Origin of the sequence: Pseudoalteromonas piscicida (assembly GCF_002744175.1) — a bacterium.
Classification (GTDB): Bacteria; Pseudomonadota; Gammaproteobacteria; order Enterobacterales; family Alteromonadaceae; genus Pseudoalteromonas; species Pseudoalteromonas piscicida_B.
Map to the genome: position 1 here is coordinate 35,790 of NZ_NKHF01000087.1, position 16,290 is coordinate 52,079.

The 16,290-nt window shown below is 44.2% G+C and carries 12 protein-coding genes; 1 reads left to right on the forward strand and 11 read right to left on the reverse strand.

Translation table 11 applies throughout. The features are described 5' to 3' along the window. Positions 1-182: 182 nt before the first annotated feature. The 11 genes from CEX98_RS18140 to CEX98_RS18195 all read right to left on the reverse strand — a co-directional run bounded on the left by CEX98_RS18140 (position 183) and on the right by CEX98_RS18195 (position 14,992). Positions 183-698, reverse strand: coding sequence for an adenylate kinase (locus tag CEX98_RS18140; RefSeq protein ID WP_099643417.1), 516 nt, complete (start codon positions 696-698; stop codon positions 183-185). A 176-nt stretch (positions 699-874) separates the two neighbouring features. Next, on the reverse strand, positions 875-2,128 hold the full coding sequence (locus CEX98_RS18145; protein ID WP_099643418.1) for an NADH:flavin oxidoreductase/NADH oxidase family protein: 1,254 nt from the start codon (positions 2,126-2,128) through the stop codon (positions 875-877). 305 nt (positions 2,129-2,433) lie between these two features. Continuing rightward, complete coding sequence (locus CEX98_RS18155) at positions 2,434-2,871, reverse strand: MerR family transcriptional regulator (protein ID WP_099643420.1); 438 nt, start codon at positions 2,869-2,871, stop codon at positions 2,434-2,436. A 249-nt stretch (positions 2,872-3,120) separates the two neighbouring features. Next, on the reverse strand, positions 3,121-3,582 hold the full coding sequence (locus CEX98_RS18160) for a methyltransferase family protein (RefSeq protein WP_099643421.1): 462 nt from the start codon (positions 3,580-3,582) through the stop codon (positions 3,121-3,123). A gap of 548 nt (positions 3,583-4,130) precedes the next feature. Next, positions 4,131-4,448: a hypothetical protein gene (locus tag CEX98_RS18165; protein WP_143484358.1), complete on the reverse strand. Its 318-nt coding sequence runs from the start codon at positions 4,446-4,448 to the stop codon at positions 4,131-4,133. A 360-nt stretch (positions 4,449-4,808) separates the two neighbouring features. After that, a complete protein-coding gene (hrpB, locus tag CEX98_RS18170) occupies positions 4,809-7,307 on the reverse strand; it encodes an ATP-dependent helicase HrpB (RefSeq protein ID WP_099643423.1) in 2,499 nt (832 codons plus the stop codon). A gap of 87 nt (positions 7,308-7,394) precedes the next feature. Further along, entirely contained in the window at positions 7,395-9,263 is a 1,869-nt protein-coding gene (locus tag CEX98_RS18175; protein WP_099643424.1) for a tetratricopeptide repeat-containing diguanylate cyclase, read from the reverse strand. Next, positions 9,263-10,147 (reverse strand): hypothetical protein, encoded by an 885-nt coding sequence (locus CEX98_RS18180; RefSeq protein ID WP_099643425.1) that lies wholly within the window; start codon positions 10,145-10,147, stop codon positions 9,263-9,265. Before CEX98_RS18180 ends, CEX98_RS18175 begins: the two co-directional genes overlap by 1 nt. A 191-nt stretch (positions 10,148-10,338) precedes the next feature. Then, entirely contained in the window at positions 10,339-12,966 is a 2,628-nt protein-coding gene (gene metH, locus CEX98_RS18185) for a methionine synthase (protein ID WP_099643426.1), read from the reverse strand. Positions 12,967-12,975: 9 nt separating this feature from the next. Continuing rightward, positions 12,976-14,055 (reverse strand): homocysteine S-methyltransferase family protein, encoded by a 1,080-nt coding sequence (locus CEX98_RS23065; protein ID WP_099643427.1) that lies wholly within the window; start codon positions 14,053-14,055, stop codon positions 12,976-12,978. After that, positions 14,045-14,992: a homoserine O-succinyltransferase gene (locus CEX98_RS18195; protein ID WP_099643428.1), complete on the reverse strand. Its 948-nt coding sequence runs from the start codon at positions 14,990-14,992 to the stop codon at positions 14,045-14,047. The genes CEX98_RS23065 and CEX98_RS18195 overlap by 11 nt, the downstream gene beginning before the upstream one ends. Before the next feature lie 190 nt (positions 14,993-15,182). Between CEX98_RS18195 and CEX98_RS18200 the strand changes: the two genes are divergently transcribed. Beyond that, complete coding sequence (locus tag CEX98_RS18200) at positions 15,183-16,073, forward strand: DMT family transporter (RefSeq protein ID WP_099643429.1); 891 nt, start codon at positions 15,183-15,185, stop codon at positions 16,071-16,073. Positions 16,074-16,290 lie beyond the last annotated feature (217 nt).

Sequence of the window (16,290 nt, forward strand, 5' to 3'; positions counted from 1 at the left end):
AGGAGGTCGTCCACCAGAGCAGAGGGAAATTAGCACGCTATGTCGACCAATTCAAGACTGACACAGACAATTCAAAACTGACACCCACTAAAAACTGCGCTCAAAATCACAAAATAACGATGACACCCACCACTAATCCGATCCAAATTCACCATATAACTTTATTCGGCTATTTCTATTCATTACTTGGCATGTTGACGCATAAAGCGATCAAGCTCCTTGACTGATTTTATAATGTAGAGCGACTTAGCCGGTGTGTTTCTCTGTAGCTCAGCCGTAAAATCATCGTTCCAAAATCGAGGGCATTGCCTTAAAGTTTTAATACTAGCAATCGTACCTTTTAAAACTGAGCTACCATCTGGCCAACCTTCCGGCTTAGTGACTATGCTTTTTAAAAAACGCTTTACCACAAACCAGTAACTGACTCTGTAAGGCAAATCGATATAGACTAGGGTGTCTGCTGCCGCTAGCCGCTGATTAAATGACTCAAAGGGGCCAAAACCGTCAATAAGCCACTTCTCTGAGCTAAGAATATTTTGATGTATTACCTCAAAATCTTCTCTTTTAATCAGCTCACCATTGGCCTTATAAAGAATTGAATCTAATTGATATAAAGGAATATTCACAGCTGCCGCAAGCGCTCGGCTTACAGTAGACTTACCACTTCCAGGTTTGCCAAAAACAGCTATTTTTTTCATGTAACCTCCTTGAATGAACAACCCACAAGGCAGATACAAAAAACCCACCTTTCTTCGGTGGGCTCAAAATAAATCACACAAAACCGCACCATTCCTAAGGAATGATGATAATTCGTGTGCTGGTAAATAGATGACGTATATTCATATAAACACTGTCGCGCAATGGGCAACTACTGTCAAGTTACTTTGCTGGTATTAACATTATTGCTTGATGTCATTTTGCGGCGATAGTAGTTAGCTCGACATGCATCATTTATTTGCTGTTTTAGCAAAGCCCACAGTGGATTTACCTTTGCGTTTGTAGTGCTATGTTGGCTGAGTTTTTTTAGCTGGTATCGCACAACAGCCATATTTGCTAAAGCTGCAAACGCCTTATTTTTCCACTTAATTGGGCGTAGCTCAGGTACTACTTCATCGCCGCTTTTCCAGCGATTGGGAAGGCTCGGTTCGATGGCAAGTGCAGTTGCAACGCCAACCATCTCAACACCGCTTTCCATTACTTTTTGCGCAACAGATTTGCGTTTTATTCCACCGGTAACCATCACCGGCATAGTCGCCACCTCACGAATCGCTTTTGCAAACGTTAAAAAATAAGCTTCTCGCGCTAGCGTACTGCCATCACGAGCCCGCCCTTGCATCGCTGGCGCTTCATAACTTCCCCCAGACAACTCAACTAAATCAACTTGCATGTCATTAAGCCAAATAACCACCTGCTTTGCCTCTTCATTTGAAAACCCACCACGCTGAAAGTCTGCCGAGTTCAGCTTAACTGCCACTGCGAATTTGGGGCTCACTTTCGCACGGATCTGCTTAACAATTTCAAGCAATAACCTTGCTCTGTTTGCAAGCTCGCCTCCCCACTTATCCTGACGTTTATTTGTGATAGGAGACAGAAATTGGCTTAATAAGTAGCCATGTGCCGCATGTACTTCTACCCCGTCGAACCCAGCCTGCTCAGCTAAATACGCAGAATGCACAAAGCGTTGGATGACCATCTCAATCATTGTTTCGGGCATTGTCTGTGGTGGTCGAAAGTGCTTCGACATGTTGCCTAAATCCAGCGCTACCTCTGATGGTGCCCAAGTTTGCTGATTTAAATTAGCAGGCATTTGACGCCCAGGGTGGTTGAGCTGTAACCAAAACTGAGCTCCTTTTGATTTACCCACTGAAGCCCACTGCGAGAATTTCGCTAAATCTTTATCACTCTCAAGCACGATCCCTCCCGCCCCTGTCATCGCCCTTTGATCCACCATGACATTGCCAGAAATTATCAGTCCAGCCCCACCATCTGCCCAAGCTTGGTATAGATTAAAAATTGGCGCCGAAGGTAGATTGTCTTTGCTTGCCAAATTTTCTTCCATCGCAGCTTTTGCAATTCTATTAGGGATCTTCACACCATTAGGTAATATTAACGTTTCGAATAAACTCATTACTTTCTCCTCATCGGGTTTACACCCTCACCTTAAGGTTAAAGTAACCTTTAAGGTCAATAGTTAAATAACCTAAGGTTTGGAGAAGAAACGAGTTAACTCATTGCATTTAAAATCACGCTAAATTATTTCCTTATCCAGCCAGAGAGTGTTGGAGATAACACCGCTTCCTCATCTTGCTCTCGCTAAAATACCTGCATGCTGTAGGCAAAGCGAATTTACGCACTAATCACCGGCTAATAATAGTGAATTCAACGCAGCTAGCGCTAAAACTGACTGTTAGAAAGGCATTAATTATCCGAAGCTTAGGTATTTGGCTTCTTTGTTTTGCTTGTTTGAGGAACGGCAGCTATTTGACTAATGACTCTTTTAGCATTTTCTGAGCAGTCTAGCTCATTTGGCTTCGCTTCGATTTCTGTTAGTATCTCGGTAAGTTGCCGTTTGTTTTGTGCAAGTGTTTTTTCTAATGCTTCTATTTCACTTAGCTTTTGTCGCAAAGCATTTAATAAAGCATCATGTTGCCAATGTTCAAGCTCTGATGGTAATAGCTTTCGTAGTTCATCTAGACTAAAACCCGCCTTTTGACCTTGGCTGATAAGCTTAAGGGCGACTTCGGCCTCAGGTGGATACGTTCGGTAACCGTTAGCTGAGCGCTTTACCTGCTTTAACAAGCCAATCTCTTCATAAAAACGGATTTTTGACGGCGCTAACCCCGTTCTTTTGGCTAATTCACCTATTCTCATGTTTTACCTGTCTTAACAATGCGAAACCCAGTCTCTTTTAAAAGTAGCTGTTACATTTTTTATTGTTGAACAATAGTCGCGCCATCAATGAATCACCGTCAACTAAATAACCTGAACTCGGGATAACAGATTGTCACCGAAACAGCCAAACATCATACACAAGGACGATTAATGCGTTCAGTCATCTCTCGCCTCTAGAGGGTGTCTGCTGAACATTCGGTTAGATACAATTTACGTGCGTGCCTTAATCTACAACCAACGGCGCACGCTTTTTGTATATTGCTTGTATCTCTCGCCAAAGATCTGTTGCAGCAGCACTTCTTCAGGTGCAATTTGAAAGCGATTCATATACAAAATAAAGGCGAAGACACCCACCAGTAAAATGGGTGAGCCCAAATAGATCACGATTGCCAGTAGAAATAGAGCAAACCCAACATACATCGGATTTCGAGATAATTGATAAACTCCAGAGTCCACAAGGTCTGACGCTTTATCTGGATATCTGGGGTCGACTGTGGTCTTACGTTTTCGAAACTCGTAAACACCAGCAACACAAAAATAGATCCCCACACTAAAAAGCGCTCCAGCTAGAGCTACTTGAGCTAGGTAATTGATATTCCATGTAGGAAGATAACTGGAAGCGATAAACATCGCCAAACCAACAAACAAAACCTGCACTACAGGTGGAACTTTTAGTTCAAGATATTTCATTACACACGACGCCCACACAACATCAGTTTACTATACTTTATTCCAAGTAAAACAAAGTCTACTCAAACCATCCTATTGCTTAAACATCAGTATTTCAATGCATCTGCCACTTATGTTATTTCCCACATGTGTTAACTGACACCTATTGCTTTCGCTGGCGGTGTATTAACTGACACCCACTTTTAGCCTCTAAAACATGCCCATCAACGTATCTTGGTTCTGTGCGATATATGCTTTACATTTGCTCACACAGCAGCATAGACTTTTAGAAACTGGCAATAGCCACGGCTGCATACATATAAGCTCCGCTCGACCTAAAGGAACCATTAGATAAACCTCACCACAGCGTGTTGGCAAAATAGCAGGACAAGTAATCAATCAACGCTCGCACAGTAGGTGACATATACTTTCTGGAGGAATAAGGTACGATTGATTTACTAATCAGAGCCGATACAGAAGCAATTCGAATGACAACATCGGTCTGACTCTCTTCTCAATTTAGGTTGCTCTACCCTTTGCAAATGGCGAAGATATTGTGACTACAATTCCTAAAGCCAAACAACCCAAGTTAATAGAATACTCAAAGCATAAGCCTCGTTGAAGCTAATTTGCCGCAGCTGAACAACATCTGTAATCAGTCTATTCCAAATTTGCTTGAAAAGCGCAGCTATCACCAGTGCAGATACAATCCAAGAAACCATAAGAAATATCACTTGAGCAGCTAAGGAGTGCACAAATGTCTCCAGTACAGTCTTCGACTCATATGCTGGGGTAACTTCGTGAGTAGTGAAAGCAATGACAAAACTAATCAGCCAAAGTGCAGTAGTCGCTTTAACATTAAAAAACGTACTTATTTCTTTTTTCACAGCCGACATCTCCTTTATGTAGTAAAAAATCCTAGGTACTGCACAATTGCCAACAGGACATTACTTTCTGTTAGGCACTAAGATCACTTCACTTAATTAAGTGATCCATTTTGAGGCGAGAAAACCTCGTCGATAACTCAGCTACCGCTGCGTGCTTACGCCAACATACCGACATCCGAGCCAAAAAAGGCAAAATTTTGCTATTTAGTTGTTCTAAATAAGCAATTTTTAGCACAACAAGCGCCTGATTTGCTCCCTCAAATTGAACAAATATTAAGACTAAATGGTATTAGCACTATTGTCTAGATTTTGATTCATTGTCAACCCTTTATCGCTAGGGTAGCGAAGGTGAAAAGCAGGTTACTTTATTGAACGTCCTGGTTTTTCTTCTAGCGGTTTGTCAGGCCACCGGTGTTTTGGATATCTGCCACGCATGTCTTTTGCTACATCAAAGTAGGAAGTTCGCCAGAAGTTTGCTAAGTCACTTGTGGTTTGAATCGGCCTTTTGGCAGGTGATAGCAACTCAAAACGTACCGCAACTTTTCCTTCTGCTAGCATTGGTGACACTAATTGCCCAAACATTTCTTGTAGCACAACAGAGACTGTGGGGCCTTGATGCTCATCATAGCGTATCGCGACACGCTTGCCGCTCGGAGTAAAATAAAATTCGGGCGCTTGCGTCTCAAGCTGTTGCTGTTGTTCCCAAGTAAGTATTGCCTGCAGTAAATTAAAGATATCCAATTGTTTTAGCTGCTTGATTGAGCTTACGCCTGTCATATAAGGTAAAAGCCAAGTATCAAGCTGCGCTATTAGGCTTGCTTCGGTGATAATTGGAAAAGTATCAAGCTGTTCACCGAGCCATTTTGCTCTAGCTAACCAAGCTTGGCTTTTCGCTGACCAATTGAGCAGCCCAAGGCCTTCTTCTGTTAAAATATCTTTTACACAAGCCTCAAATGCGGCGGTGGGGATCTTACTCAGGTTTTGCTCTGCTAACACGAGTGATTGATAGCTTAGCTGACGTCGACCTAGCACGGCCTCTTTCTTGCTATCTAACTGATATCGACTAACTTCCTTTAGCTCTGACGCAAGCTGCTCAAGCAAAGTTTGTTTTTCTACCGCGCAAGCTAAAAATACCAAACCATCTTTATTCTTGCCATCAACATCACAAACTATTAGGTAATCTTCACCTTGAAGTGTATCTCCTTCTCTTAGGGTAACTCCCCGCCCGTTGGCAAGTAGGTAACGGCTATCTCCACTTGATCGCCTTTGTGCTATCCGATCGGGAAAAGCATAAATCAGTAAACTCGCTGTATGTGTTTGAATATCACTCAGTGAGATACGCTCAATATTCAGTGTAATTCCTATCTTTTGTGCAAAAGACCTTGCGAGCTTTAATACTTGCTCAGTGGCCGCCCGGTGTAACCGATATGCTCTAGATGCAGCTGATCTATCTTTGAGAAACTCGCTTAAGGCAAGTATCCGCTCACAAATATCACTGCTCGCTGCTTGTATTTGAATATCTCGCTCACTCAGTAACGCCGCAACTAAACAAGCTAGTTGCTGTTCAATCATTGATTTACTGCGCAATAGCATGCTAGCCAGTCTAGGTGTGACGCCTAGTTGCAACGAGGTTTGACCGGTTGGTAATATTTTATTTTGGGCGTCAACTAGGCCCAATGCATGGTTTAGCTGACTGGCTACAGCAAAATGTCGCTCTGGTGGCGGGCTAAGCCAATTTGCATCTTGATACTGCGTCACCCCCCAAGCACTGAGCTCCAACGTTAGATCCGAAAGATCTGTAGTGGTGACCTCTTCTGGCTGGAAGTCTTTCAAGGCATGGTGATCACTTTCTCGCCATAGCCGTATACAGTGCCCGGCCTGCAAACGCCCTGCTCGTCCTGCTCGTTGGGTTGCCGAGGCTTTTGAAACCATCACTGTGTCTAACCTCGACAGGCCACTCTTCACGTCATACGAGAGACGCTTCTCAAGCCCAGAGTCAATCACCATGGTGATCCCTTCAATAGTCAAGCTAGTTTCTGCGATATTCGTTGCGAAAATGACTCGCCTGGAGTCATGCTGACTTTTAGAGAGTACTTTTTCTTGTTCAGACAAGGGTAAACCGCCGTATAAGGGAAGAAGCATAACCTCTTCTGCGAAAGCGACTTTACTTGCCTCAATACTACGCGAGATCTCCGCCTGCCCAGGTAGAAAGACCAAAATATCGCCACTCGTTTGCAAGGTAAATGCGCGACGCAGAGCATTTACTATATGGTCAGACAAATATTGACGCGGCTTACCAAAGTATTCCACTTCTACGGGGTATGTTTTTCCAGGGCAAGATAATGCCGGAGCATCATCTAGATAGTTAGATATTAACTCGACGTCTATTGTTGCAGACATCACCAGTAATTTAAGATCTTCTCTATAAGCTTGCTGTACTTCATATGCCAGCATCAGTGCCAAATCGGCATGAATAGACCGCTCATGAAATTCATCAAAAATAATCAGTGCTACATCGGTCAATTCAGGGTCAGCTTGCAAGCGACGCGTCAGCACTCCCTCTGTCACGATCTCTAAGCGTGTATTAGATGAAACTCGCCGCTCATTACGAATTTGATAACCAACCTGCTCGCCAACGGCTTCCCCAAGTTGTTTTGCCAAATAGGTCGCAATCGACTTTGCCGCTACCCGGCGGGGCTCAAGCATAATTATCTTCTTGTTGTCGAATAAGTTGGCTTGCAATAACCGCAAAGGCACCAGGGTTGATTTACCTGCACCTGGCTCAGCTTGCAGCACCAAGCGATTATCAGCGGTTAAGGTGGTAATAATTTCGGGGATGACAGCTTCAATAGGCAGCAAAACTAATCGCGCTTTGTTATTTTATCTTACGCAATATAATACACCTAAACCTAAGTAGGATGCATGTATATACGCTGTTGAATTCGCCTACCCAGCCTTTCTAGAGTAACTCAATGCTGCAATATTAGAGGAAGTTTTTACTGTTCCCGCTTGTAAATGACCATGTAGATTTTGCACAATTTGTGCCCCTGTTACCTGACTATCACTGTCTTCGGTATAAACGCCGACCCAAGCATTGCGATGAGACTCTTTGGCAAGATACAACCCCCCATCCGCCAATTCGAGTATCTGCTCCCAGGTTAGTTTTTCTGGTTGGGATGGGAAAAACGGGAATGGCGCAAACCCAATAGAGCAAGTACAGTTAATCACTTGGTCGTTAACCATAAATGGATAGATTTCTACCTGAGCGCGGATCCGCTCTGCGATTTCCTGGGCGCTGGAGCTTGATATTTCAGGCATTACCAACATAAACTCTTCTCCGCCCCAACGCACTAAGATGTCTGAGTCTCGGGTGCATTGTTTCAAAATTTCAGCAAAGTCCTGCAGCACAATATCTCCGGCGGCGTGCCCAAAGGTATCATTGATTTTTTTGAAGTGGTCAATATCAACAATCATAAAAATAAGATCTGCGTGTTGCTTGAACTGGGCGGTTTGCCAATGTTGTTTGCAGGTTTCAATTTTGCCATCAATCACACTGAAAAAATGATGACGATTACTCAGCCCTGTTAAACTATCTGTAAAGCTCAAGGTTTGTAGACGCTTGTTACGCTCTGCCAGCTCTTCAGTTCGGGCTGTTACTTGGTGCTCAAGCAACTTTGTGTAACGTCGATTTTGCCAACGCCAGTAACCAACGGTGATTAAAATAAATATCAACAACGCAACAAGTAGCCAACGTTGCTGGCTCAATCTGGCATTTTCGATTTGTTGTTGGTGGGCCACAATCACCTTAGCTTGCTGAGCATTATCTCGCTCAAGCGCATCAAGTGCTTGCTTTTGCTGTGCAAGTGAGTACTGCGCCTCCAGCTTCAATAACTTGTTATTACGCTTTTGAAGATTCAGCGAGTTTTCAGTCACCGTATAACGCTTGAGGTAGCGATGTGCTTCTTGATAATCTCCGAGCTGTGCGTAAGCACTGGCCAGCGTCCATTGCAACTGAGATTGAAACAATAAAAACCGCGTACCTAAGGTATCTTTAAGGCCAGCTTGAGCCAACTCAATAGCGTTTTTATAGTCACCACTTTGGAGTGCGATCCTTGCTCGTTGTGTAGCTGCCATGAGCCGCATTCGTTGGTTCTTAATAAGATACTTGGAGTCGTCTAATGCATCTATTATCGCTTTGGCCTGTCTGTATTCTCCCAATTGTAAATGGGACCAAGAGCGAGTAAGATTTAATTGTGCGATGGTTTCTTTGCGGATTGCAGCAAGCGGCGAGATAGTCGCAGTACTAAGCGCTAATCTATAAGCACCTTTGTCCATATATAAACGGGCTTGCCACAAGCTTATCTCCGCCTTAAGTTGGGCATTATCTTCAATTTGATTTGCCAATAGCAAGGCTTTGTCTAAGTAGCGCTGAGCCAGTTCAAAACTCTCAAGGTCGATATCCAAGTGCGCAATCGCAAGATAGGTGTTGGCTTTTAACGCTTTATTATTATCCGTGTCGGCAAGTTGCAAAGCTTGTTGATGTAACTCTAATCCATCCTCAAACTCTCCAAAATGTTGAACAATACTTCCCTCAAGCAGCAACGCTTTTATCTGCATAGATTTGTTCCCTTGCGCGCGTGCTTGTTCTTTTAATGCCCGAACACCCGGTAAAAGTGCCAAATCATAATCTTCTTCTACTGAGAAAAACAACGCATCGTACCGTTGCTGCATCTGTACTTTTGATTCATAAGCACAAACGCTTGTCACTAAACAAAACAACACCACAACATGAGTTATAACAAGTGTAAGCCGCATCAATTCCCCTCAACCATCATGCTAGCATTGGCGACTTGCCAGTCCGCCACTTGTTCATTAATGAAACCAGATTCAGTTAGCGCTTTTCGGATCACACCGCGTCGCTTCAATATTTTTAATCCACGGTTTAACGCTGCAAATATTTGCGCACCTTCAGGGTGGCTTTTACTAACCACAAAGTGTCTAGAATCCGGTAAGACGACCTTAATGTTCTCAATTGGCACGTATTCTTTCCCCTCAAAATTAAGGGTTAAGTTACTGCTCACACTAAAGTTGATAAGCATGGTATCGACCACATCGCTCTCCACCATTTTTAACATGGTTTCCCATGGGCCGATAAAACTCACCCTATTTAAGTCTGTATTCATTAGGGCCCGCCAATCAACTCGCCATTGTGGATTGGATACCACATCAAGCTGTTGAAGTTGGGATAGCGGAGTTTGCTGCAACGCGACGTTGCGTTTTGTCACATACAACCCAGCTTCATACTCGCCCACTTCAACGATAGGCTCAGAAATAAACAGTGAACCGCGATAATCAACAATATTCTCATGCCATACGCTACGAGCAAGAATTAAGCTTTCACCAGCGATAAGATCAGAAAACTCTAAAATGTTTACAGAGGGCTTTGGATTAAACACGACCTTTCGTGTTTCACCACCGAGAAAAAGCGCTTGTTGAAGCAGCACCATTTCGATGATTTCAATATGAGAGCCTTTGGTGGTCGGGTGAAAAGTGTCAACATCTAAGACGTTACGGCCTGCAAGGAAGTCCTCGTACCGCTCGCTAAAGTTTTCGCTACTGATGATATCAACAACAAGCTGATTGCTTCCCCAACAAAGATTGGAAATAAATAGGAATGAAAACAACCACTTTATCTTCATTGTTGAGTAAAGCCTTATTATTAACAGCGATTCAATCTATTATACGATAACCGGACCTCACTTGTTAACTATAAAACAACATTAGCTAATGAATTTGGATGCTTAACGTGCGTTGCTTCTCTCAAGCACTTCTATTTTCTGGATATTATTTATAACGAAAGCCCTATATTGATAGGGCTTAGTTGTATCAATTACGCGGGTTCGTAACCTAGGTTTGGTGCCAGCCAGCGTTCAGCCTCTGCCAATGGCATCCTCTGACGCGCAGCGTAATCTTCAACTTGATCCTGTTGAATACTGGCCACAGCGAAATATTTTGAGTCAGGGTGAGAGAAATACCAACCTGATACAGCAGCACCAGGCCACATTGCATAGGAGCTTGTCAGCTTCATCCCAATACGATTTTCAACATCTAACAGCTGCCAGATTTTTTGTTTCTCTGTGTGCTCTGGACACGCAGGATAACCAGGCGCTGGACGGATCCCTTGGTAGTTTTCGCGGATCAACTCTTCATTGCTCAACGCTTCGTCCGCTGCAAACCCCCAATGTACTTTGCGTACTTGCTCATGCAAGTATTCTGCAAATGCTTCTGCTAGGCGATCTGCTACCGCTTTGATCATGATCTTGTTGTAGTCGTCTTGCTTGGCATCAAATGCCTCTGCTAAGTCATCTTCTTCAAGACCGCCAGTTACGGCAAATGCACCGAAATAATCAGGTGTGCCTTTAGGCGCGATATAATCCGACAAACAATAGTTAGGGAAATCGGTTTTTTCGGTTTGTTGACGTAACTGACATGAGGTTACCAATACTTCGCTACGCGACTCATCTTTGTAAATCTCAATATCGTCACCCACACGATTCGCAGGGAACAACCCGATCACACCTAGTGGTTGCAAACTACCATCGTGTTGCAATTGATCTAACATGGCATTGGCATCGTGAAACAGCTTTTGCGCCTCTTCACCAACCACCTCGTCTTGCAAAATACGAGGGTATTTACCGGCCAGCGACCAAGTCATAAAAAAAGGTGTCCAGTCAATATAATCACGTAGTGTTTTGATGCTTACGTCTTTAAATTCGGTGATCCCCAACTTGCTCGGCACCGGTGGCGTGTAGCTTTGCCAATCAATTTTTACCGCATTATCGCGCGCACGCGCCAAGGTAACCGGTTTTGAACGAGGCTTTTTACGCGCCTGCTGCTCCCGTACTTTGACGTATTCATCCGCGGTTTTTGCTAAAAACTCAGGCTTTTGTGTTTTACTTAGCAAGCTAGATACCACACCAACCGCGCGACTGGCGTTATTAACGTAGATCACACCTTTATCGTACTGAGGTTCAATTTTAACCGCCGTATGCGCTTTCGATGTGGTTGCCCCACCAATAAGTAGTGGAATATCAAAACCGCGACGTGTCATTTCTTTCGCCACATGTACCATTTCATCAAGGGATGGCGTAATAAGACCAGACAGGCCAATCACATCAGCGTTTTCATCAATGGCCGTTTGCAGAATTTTCTCTGCTGGCACCATCACACCTAAATCCACCACTTCATAATTATTACATTGCAGTACCACGCCCACGATGTTTTTGCCGATGTCGTGTACATCGCCCTTAACGGTGGCCATGATCACTTTACCGTTACTAGAGCCTTCTTCTTTTTCGGCCTCAATGTAAGGGTCAAGGTAGGCAACCGCGCGCTTCATTACTCGAGCAGATTTCACCACTTGAGGTAGGAACATTTTGCCTGCGCCAAATAAGTCGCCAACCACGTTCATGCCATCCATTAGTGGCCCTTCGATCACTTGGATTGGTTTATCAAACTGTTGACGACAAGCTTCGGTATCTTCGTCGATAAACTCAGTGATCCCTTTAACTAAGGCGTGTTCCAAACGTTTTTCGACAGGCCAAGTGCGCCACTCTAAATCTTCTTGCTTCTCGGCTTGCGCCATACCTGAATATTTCGGTGCAATTTCAACTAATCGCTCACCAGCACCAGCGTCGGTATTGAGGATCACATCCTCAACGGCATCACGGAGTTCTGATGGAATATCGTCATACACAGCAAGCTGACCGGCATTGACGATCCCCATATCCATACCCGCTTTAATCGCATGGTAAAGAAACACAGAGTGGATCGCTTCACGCACAGGATTGTTACCACGGAACGAGAAAGATACGTTCGATACGCCCCCAGACACCTTACAGTGCGGCAGGTTTTGCTTAATTCTGCGCGTACCCTCGATAAATTCTACGGCATAGTTATCGTGCTCTTCGATCCCCGTTGCCACCGCGAAAATATTCGGATCAAAAATAATGTCTTCCGGTGGGAAACCCAACTCGTCAACTAAGATTTTGTAAGAGCGCTGGCAGATCTCAAATTTTCTGTCTGCGGTTTCCGCTTGACCAGCTTCATCAAATGCCATCACCACCACAGCAGCACCAAAACGCTTGATAATTTTGGCTTGGTGGATAAAGGGTGCCTCACCCTCTTTCAACGAGATTGAGTTTACGATGGCTTTACCCTGAATACATTTCAACCCCGCTTCGATGACTTCCCACTTGGACGAGTCAACCATGATAGGTACTTTAGAAATATCAGGCTCAGAAGCAATCAGATTTAAAAACTTCACCATCGCGGCTTTTGAGTCCAACATGGCTTCATCCATGTTGATGTCGATCACCTGAGCGCCATTTTCAACCTGCTCTCTGGCAACATCTAAAGCGGTCTCGTAATCTTCTTCTAAGATAAGACGCTTAAACCTTGCGGATCCCGTCACATTGGTACGTTCACCGACGTTGGTAAATACTGCTGTTTGTGTCATGGTGAATTCCTAGTTTAAGTTGCACGCTTCAAGGCCAGCCAAGCGCATACGCACTTCAATATCTGGCAACACTCGTGGCGCGGTATTCGCAAGGCCATTGGCAAAAGCGCGAATATGCTCTGGTGTTGTACCACAACAGCCGCCAACAATATTGATAAACCCTTCGTTACCCCAATCGATGATTTCTTGCGCCATTTCTTCGGCTTCTAAGTCGTATTCACCAAACTCGTTTGGAAGACCTGCATTTGGATGTACGGAAGTAAAGGTCTCACAAACCCGTGATAGTTCTTCTACGTACTGTCTGAGCAGATCTGGGCCCAATGCGCAGTTAAGGCCGATAGAGATTGGCTTTATATGGCGGATAGAGTTATAAAACGCTTCTGTTGTTTGCCCTGATAACGTGCGACCGGAAGCATCGGTAATTGTGCCCGAGATCATAACCGGTAAAGTGACACCCGCTTGCTCAAACGCTTCTTCTACACCGTAAGACGCCGCTTTGGCGTTAAGCGTATCAAAAATAGTCTCTATCAAAATCAGGTGCGCACCGCCCTCAATGAGTGCTAGCGTTGATTCGACGTAAGCTTCAACCAATTTATCAAAGGTGATATTACGAAAACCTGGGTCGTTTACATCTGGAGAAATCGAACAGGTTTTAGACGTCGGACCAAGTACCCCCGCCACATAGCGAGGTTTACTCGGGTCTTTGGTGGTAAATTCATCACACACCGCACGCGCAAGCTTTGCCGATTCAAGATTAATTTCGCGGCTCAGGCTTGCCATGTCGTAATCTTCCATTGAGATTGTGGTGGCATTAAACGTATTGGTTTCAATGATATCCGCGCCAGCAGCAAGATAATCACGATGGATCTGTTTGATTATCTCGGGCTGAGTCAAACTTAATAAGTCGTTGTTGCCTTTGATAAGGACATGCCAGTCTTTAAAGCGCTCGCCACGATAGTCTTGTTCTTCTAACTTGTGCTTTTGGATCATCGTGCCCATGGCACCATCTAAGATAAGAATACGTTGTTGCATCGCTTGTTTAAGCTGCTCTGCAATTTGCTCACCGTTTACGGCTAAGTTATTCGGCATAATTGTTAGTCCTTACATCTTGGCTAACTAAGTTAATATCATAAGGGGTGGTCTGGTAAACATAGTAATTTAACCAGTTTGAGAATAACAAAAATGCATGGCTTTGCCATGTTTTCGATGGCCGCTTGCTGGTGTCATTCTCAGGAAAATAGTTTTCAGGTTGTGGTGCATTGGCCATTTTTTCACAATCGCGTAAATATTCTTTTTGCAGCGTATCGGCGTCGTACTCAGGATGACCGGTAATATATACTTGGCTGCCTGAGTGATTTTTAATTAAGTAAGCCCCCACTTTTTCAGAACCCGCTAAAACGACTAGGTCTTTACATGCGGTAATTTTATCAACGTCGATATGGCCATAGCGCGAATGCGGCACTAAAAATTCATCATCAAACCCACGGGTTAGGGCGCCGTGGTCAAAGTAACATTGGTGTTTAAATACACCGCAAAGCTTGTCATTTTTGAGCTCACGCTTTAAGCCGTAATGATGGTACAAACCGGCATGTGCCGCCCAACAGGAGAAAAGTGTTGAAGTAACATGATGCTCCGCCCAATCAAAAAACGTTCTTAGCTCTTGCCAATAGACAACGTCGTCATATTCTAGGTGCGCAAGCGGCGCCCCGGTTACAATCAGTGCATCATAGTTTTTATCTTTAACATCTGAAAAATAGCGATAAAACATATCTAAGTGTTGCTCTGAATTTTCAGAGCTACGATGTGTATCAAGTCGCAATAGATCAACATTTACCTGTAAAGGCGTATTCGCCAACAACCTAATAAATTGCACCTCGGTCTCTACCTTGTTTGGCATCAGATTTAGTATGGCGAGTCGCATTGGGCGGATCTCTTGGGTAGATGCACGGCTTTGCGGCATCACGAAAACATTTTCGTGACGTAATTGGGCAATAGCTGGGAGTTCGTCGGTGACGGTGATTGGCATATGTTGCTCCAGACTGATCGAATGGCACTATTATGGACAAAAACTGGAAAAATTCAACCTCTAGATGTATGGACGTCTAAACATCATTATTTAAATGATAGCTGATTAACTTCAGCGGATCTTTATCCAAAGCTACGTCTGATTTAGGTATACTTGCCGCCATGTAATCGACAGAAATAGCATGATAATAATGATTGGGATGGGAGAAGCGGCAGCAATTGCAGCGGCAGGTGTTTGGGCAGGTTCAACGATTTTATACAAACAATTTAGTCATCACCTCAGTCCCTTTGAACTCAACGTCAGTAAAGGAGTTATCGCCTCTGCATTGATGATACTCAGCCTATTTATTGTAGGTGACTTGATGTTCCCCACTTTGCTGTCGAGTTGGGGCTGGCTCATCGCCAGCGGAATTTTGGGGATTGCGATTGGTGATAGCGCCTATTTCGCTGCGCTTCGCAATATTGGTCCAGCTCGTACCTTAGTAATAGAAAGCCTTGCACCTGCTATCGCGGGGATCTTAAACATTGTGCTCCTTGGCGTTTATCTTAGCACTTCAGCATGGCTCGGCATTGCCGTTACAACCTTAGGGGTGATGATTGCAATTAAGCCAAGCAAAAGCCAGCCAGTCATGGACAAAAGGCATTACCTACTGGGAATAGCCTTTGCGTTGACCGCCGCAACTTGCCAAGCCGCAGGCATGGTGCTTTCCAAGGGCGCCTTGAACAACGAAAACATTAGTAGCCTATGGGCTGCATTGATCCGACTTGCCTCTGGCACGCTGTTTGTAGCCTGTATCGTTAGCTATTTAAAATCACAAAGCCTCCACAAGGCACTGACACTAAAACAAATCGACGGTAAAAACTGGTTATTCGTTGCAGTATTTTTTGGCACCTTTATTGGGCTTTGGCTACAGTTAATTTCCGTGAATCATACCGACCCAGCCATCGCACAAACCATCTTCGCAACGGCACCACTTATGGTGATGACAATTGGGTTATTACGCAAAGAAATCATCACCAGAACCATGATGCTTGGAGGAGTGACGGCTTTAATAGGCGTTTTTTTACTGCTGAGGGGATAAGTATCTACATCACAGCAGAATTGCACTTTGTAAAAAGGCTTTGACACTCGGCCCTTTTCTGATCTTATAACGTCTACTTTATCTCTACCTACTTGTTAATTATGGCGTTGTTTAGCCACCTTGAACTTGTTGAAGATAAGCGCTCTTCCATCAACCAGCGTCATACGGCTTCGCGCTTTTTCTTGCTTTAACAGCCGCTCAGTGTAACTCCACCCAA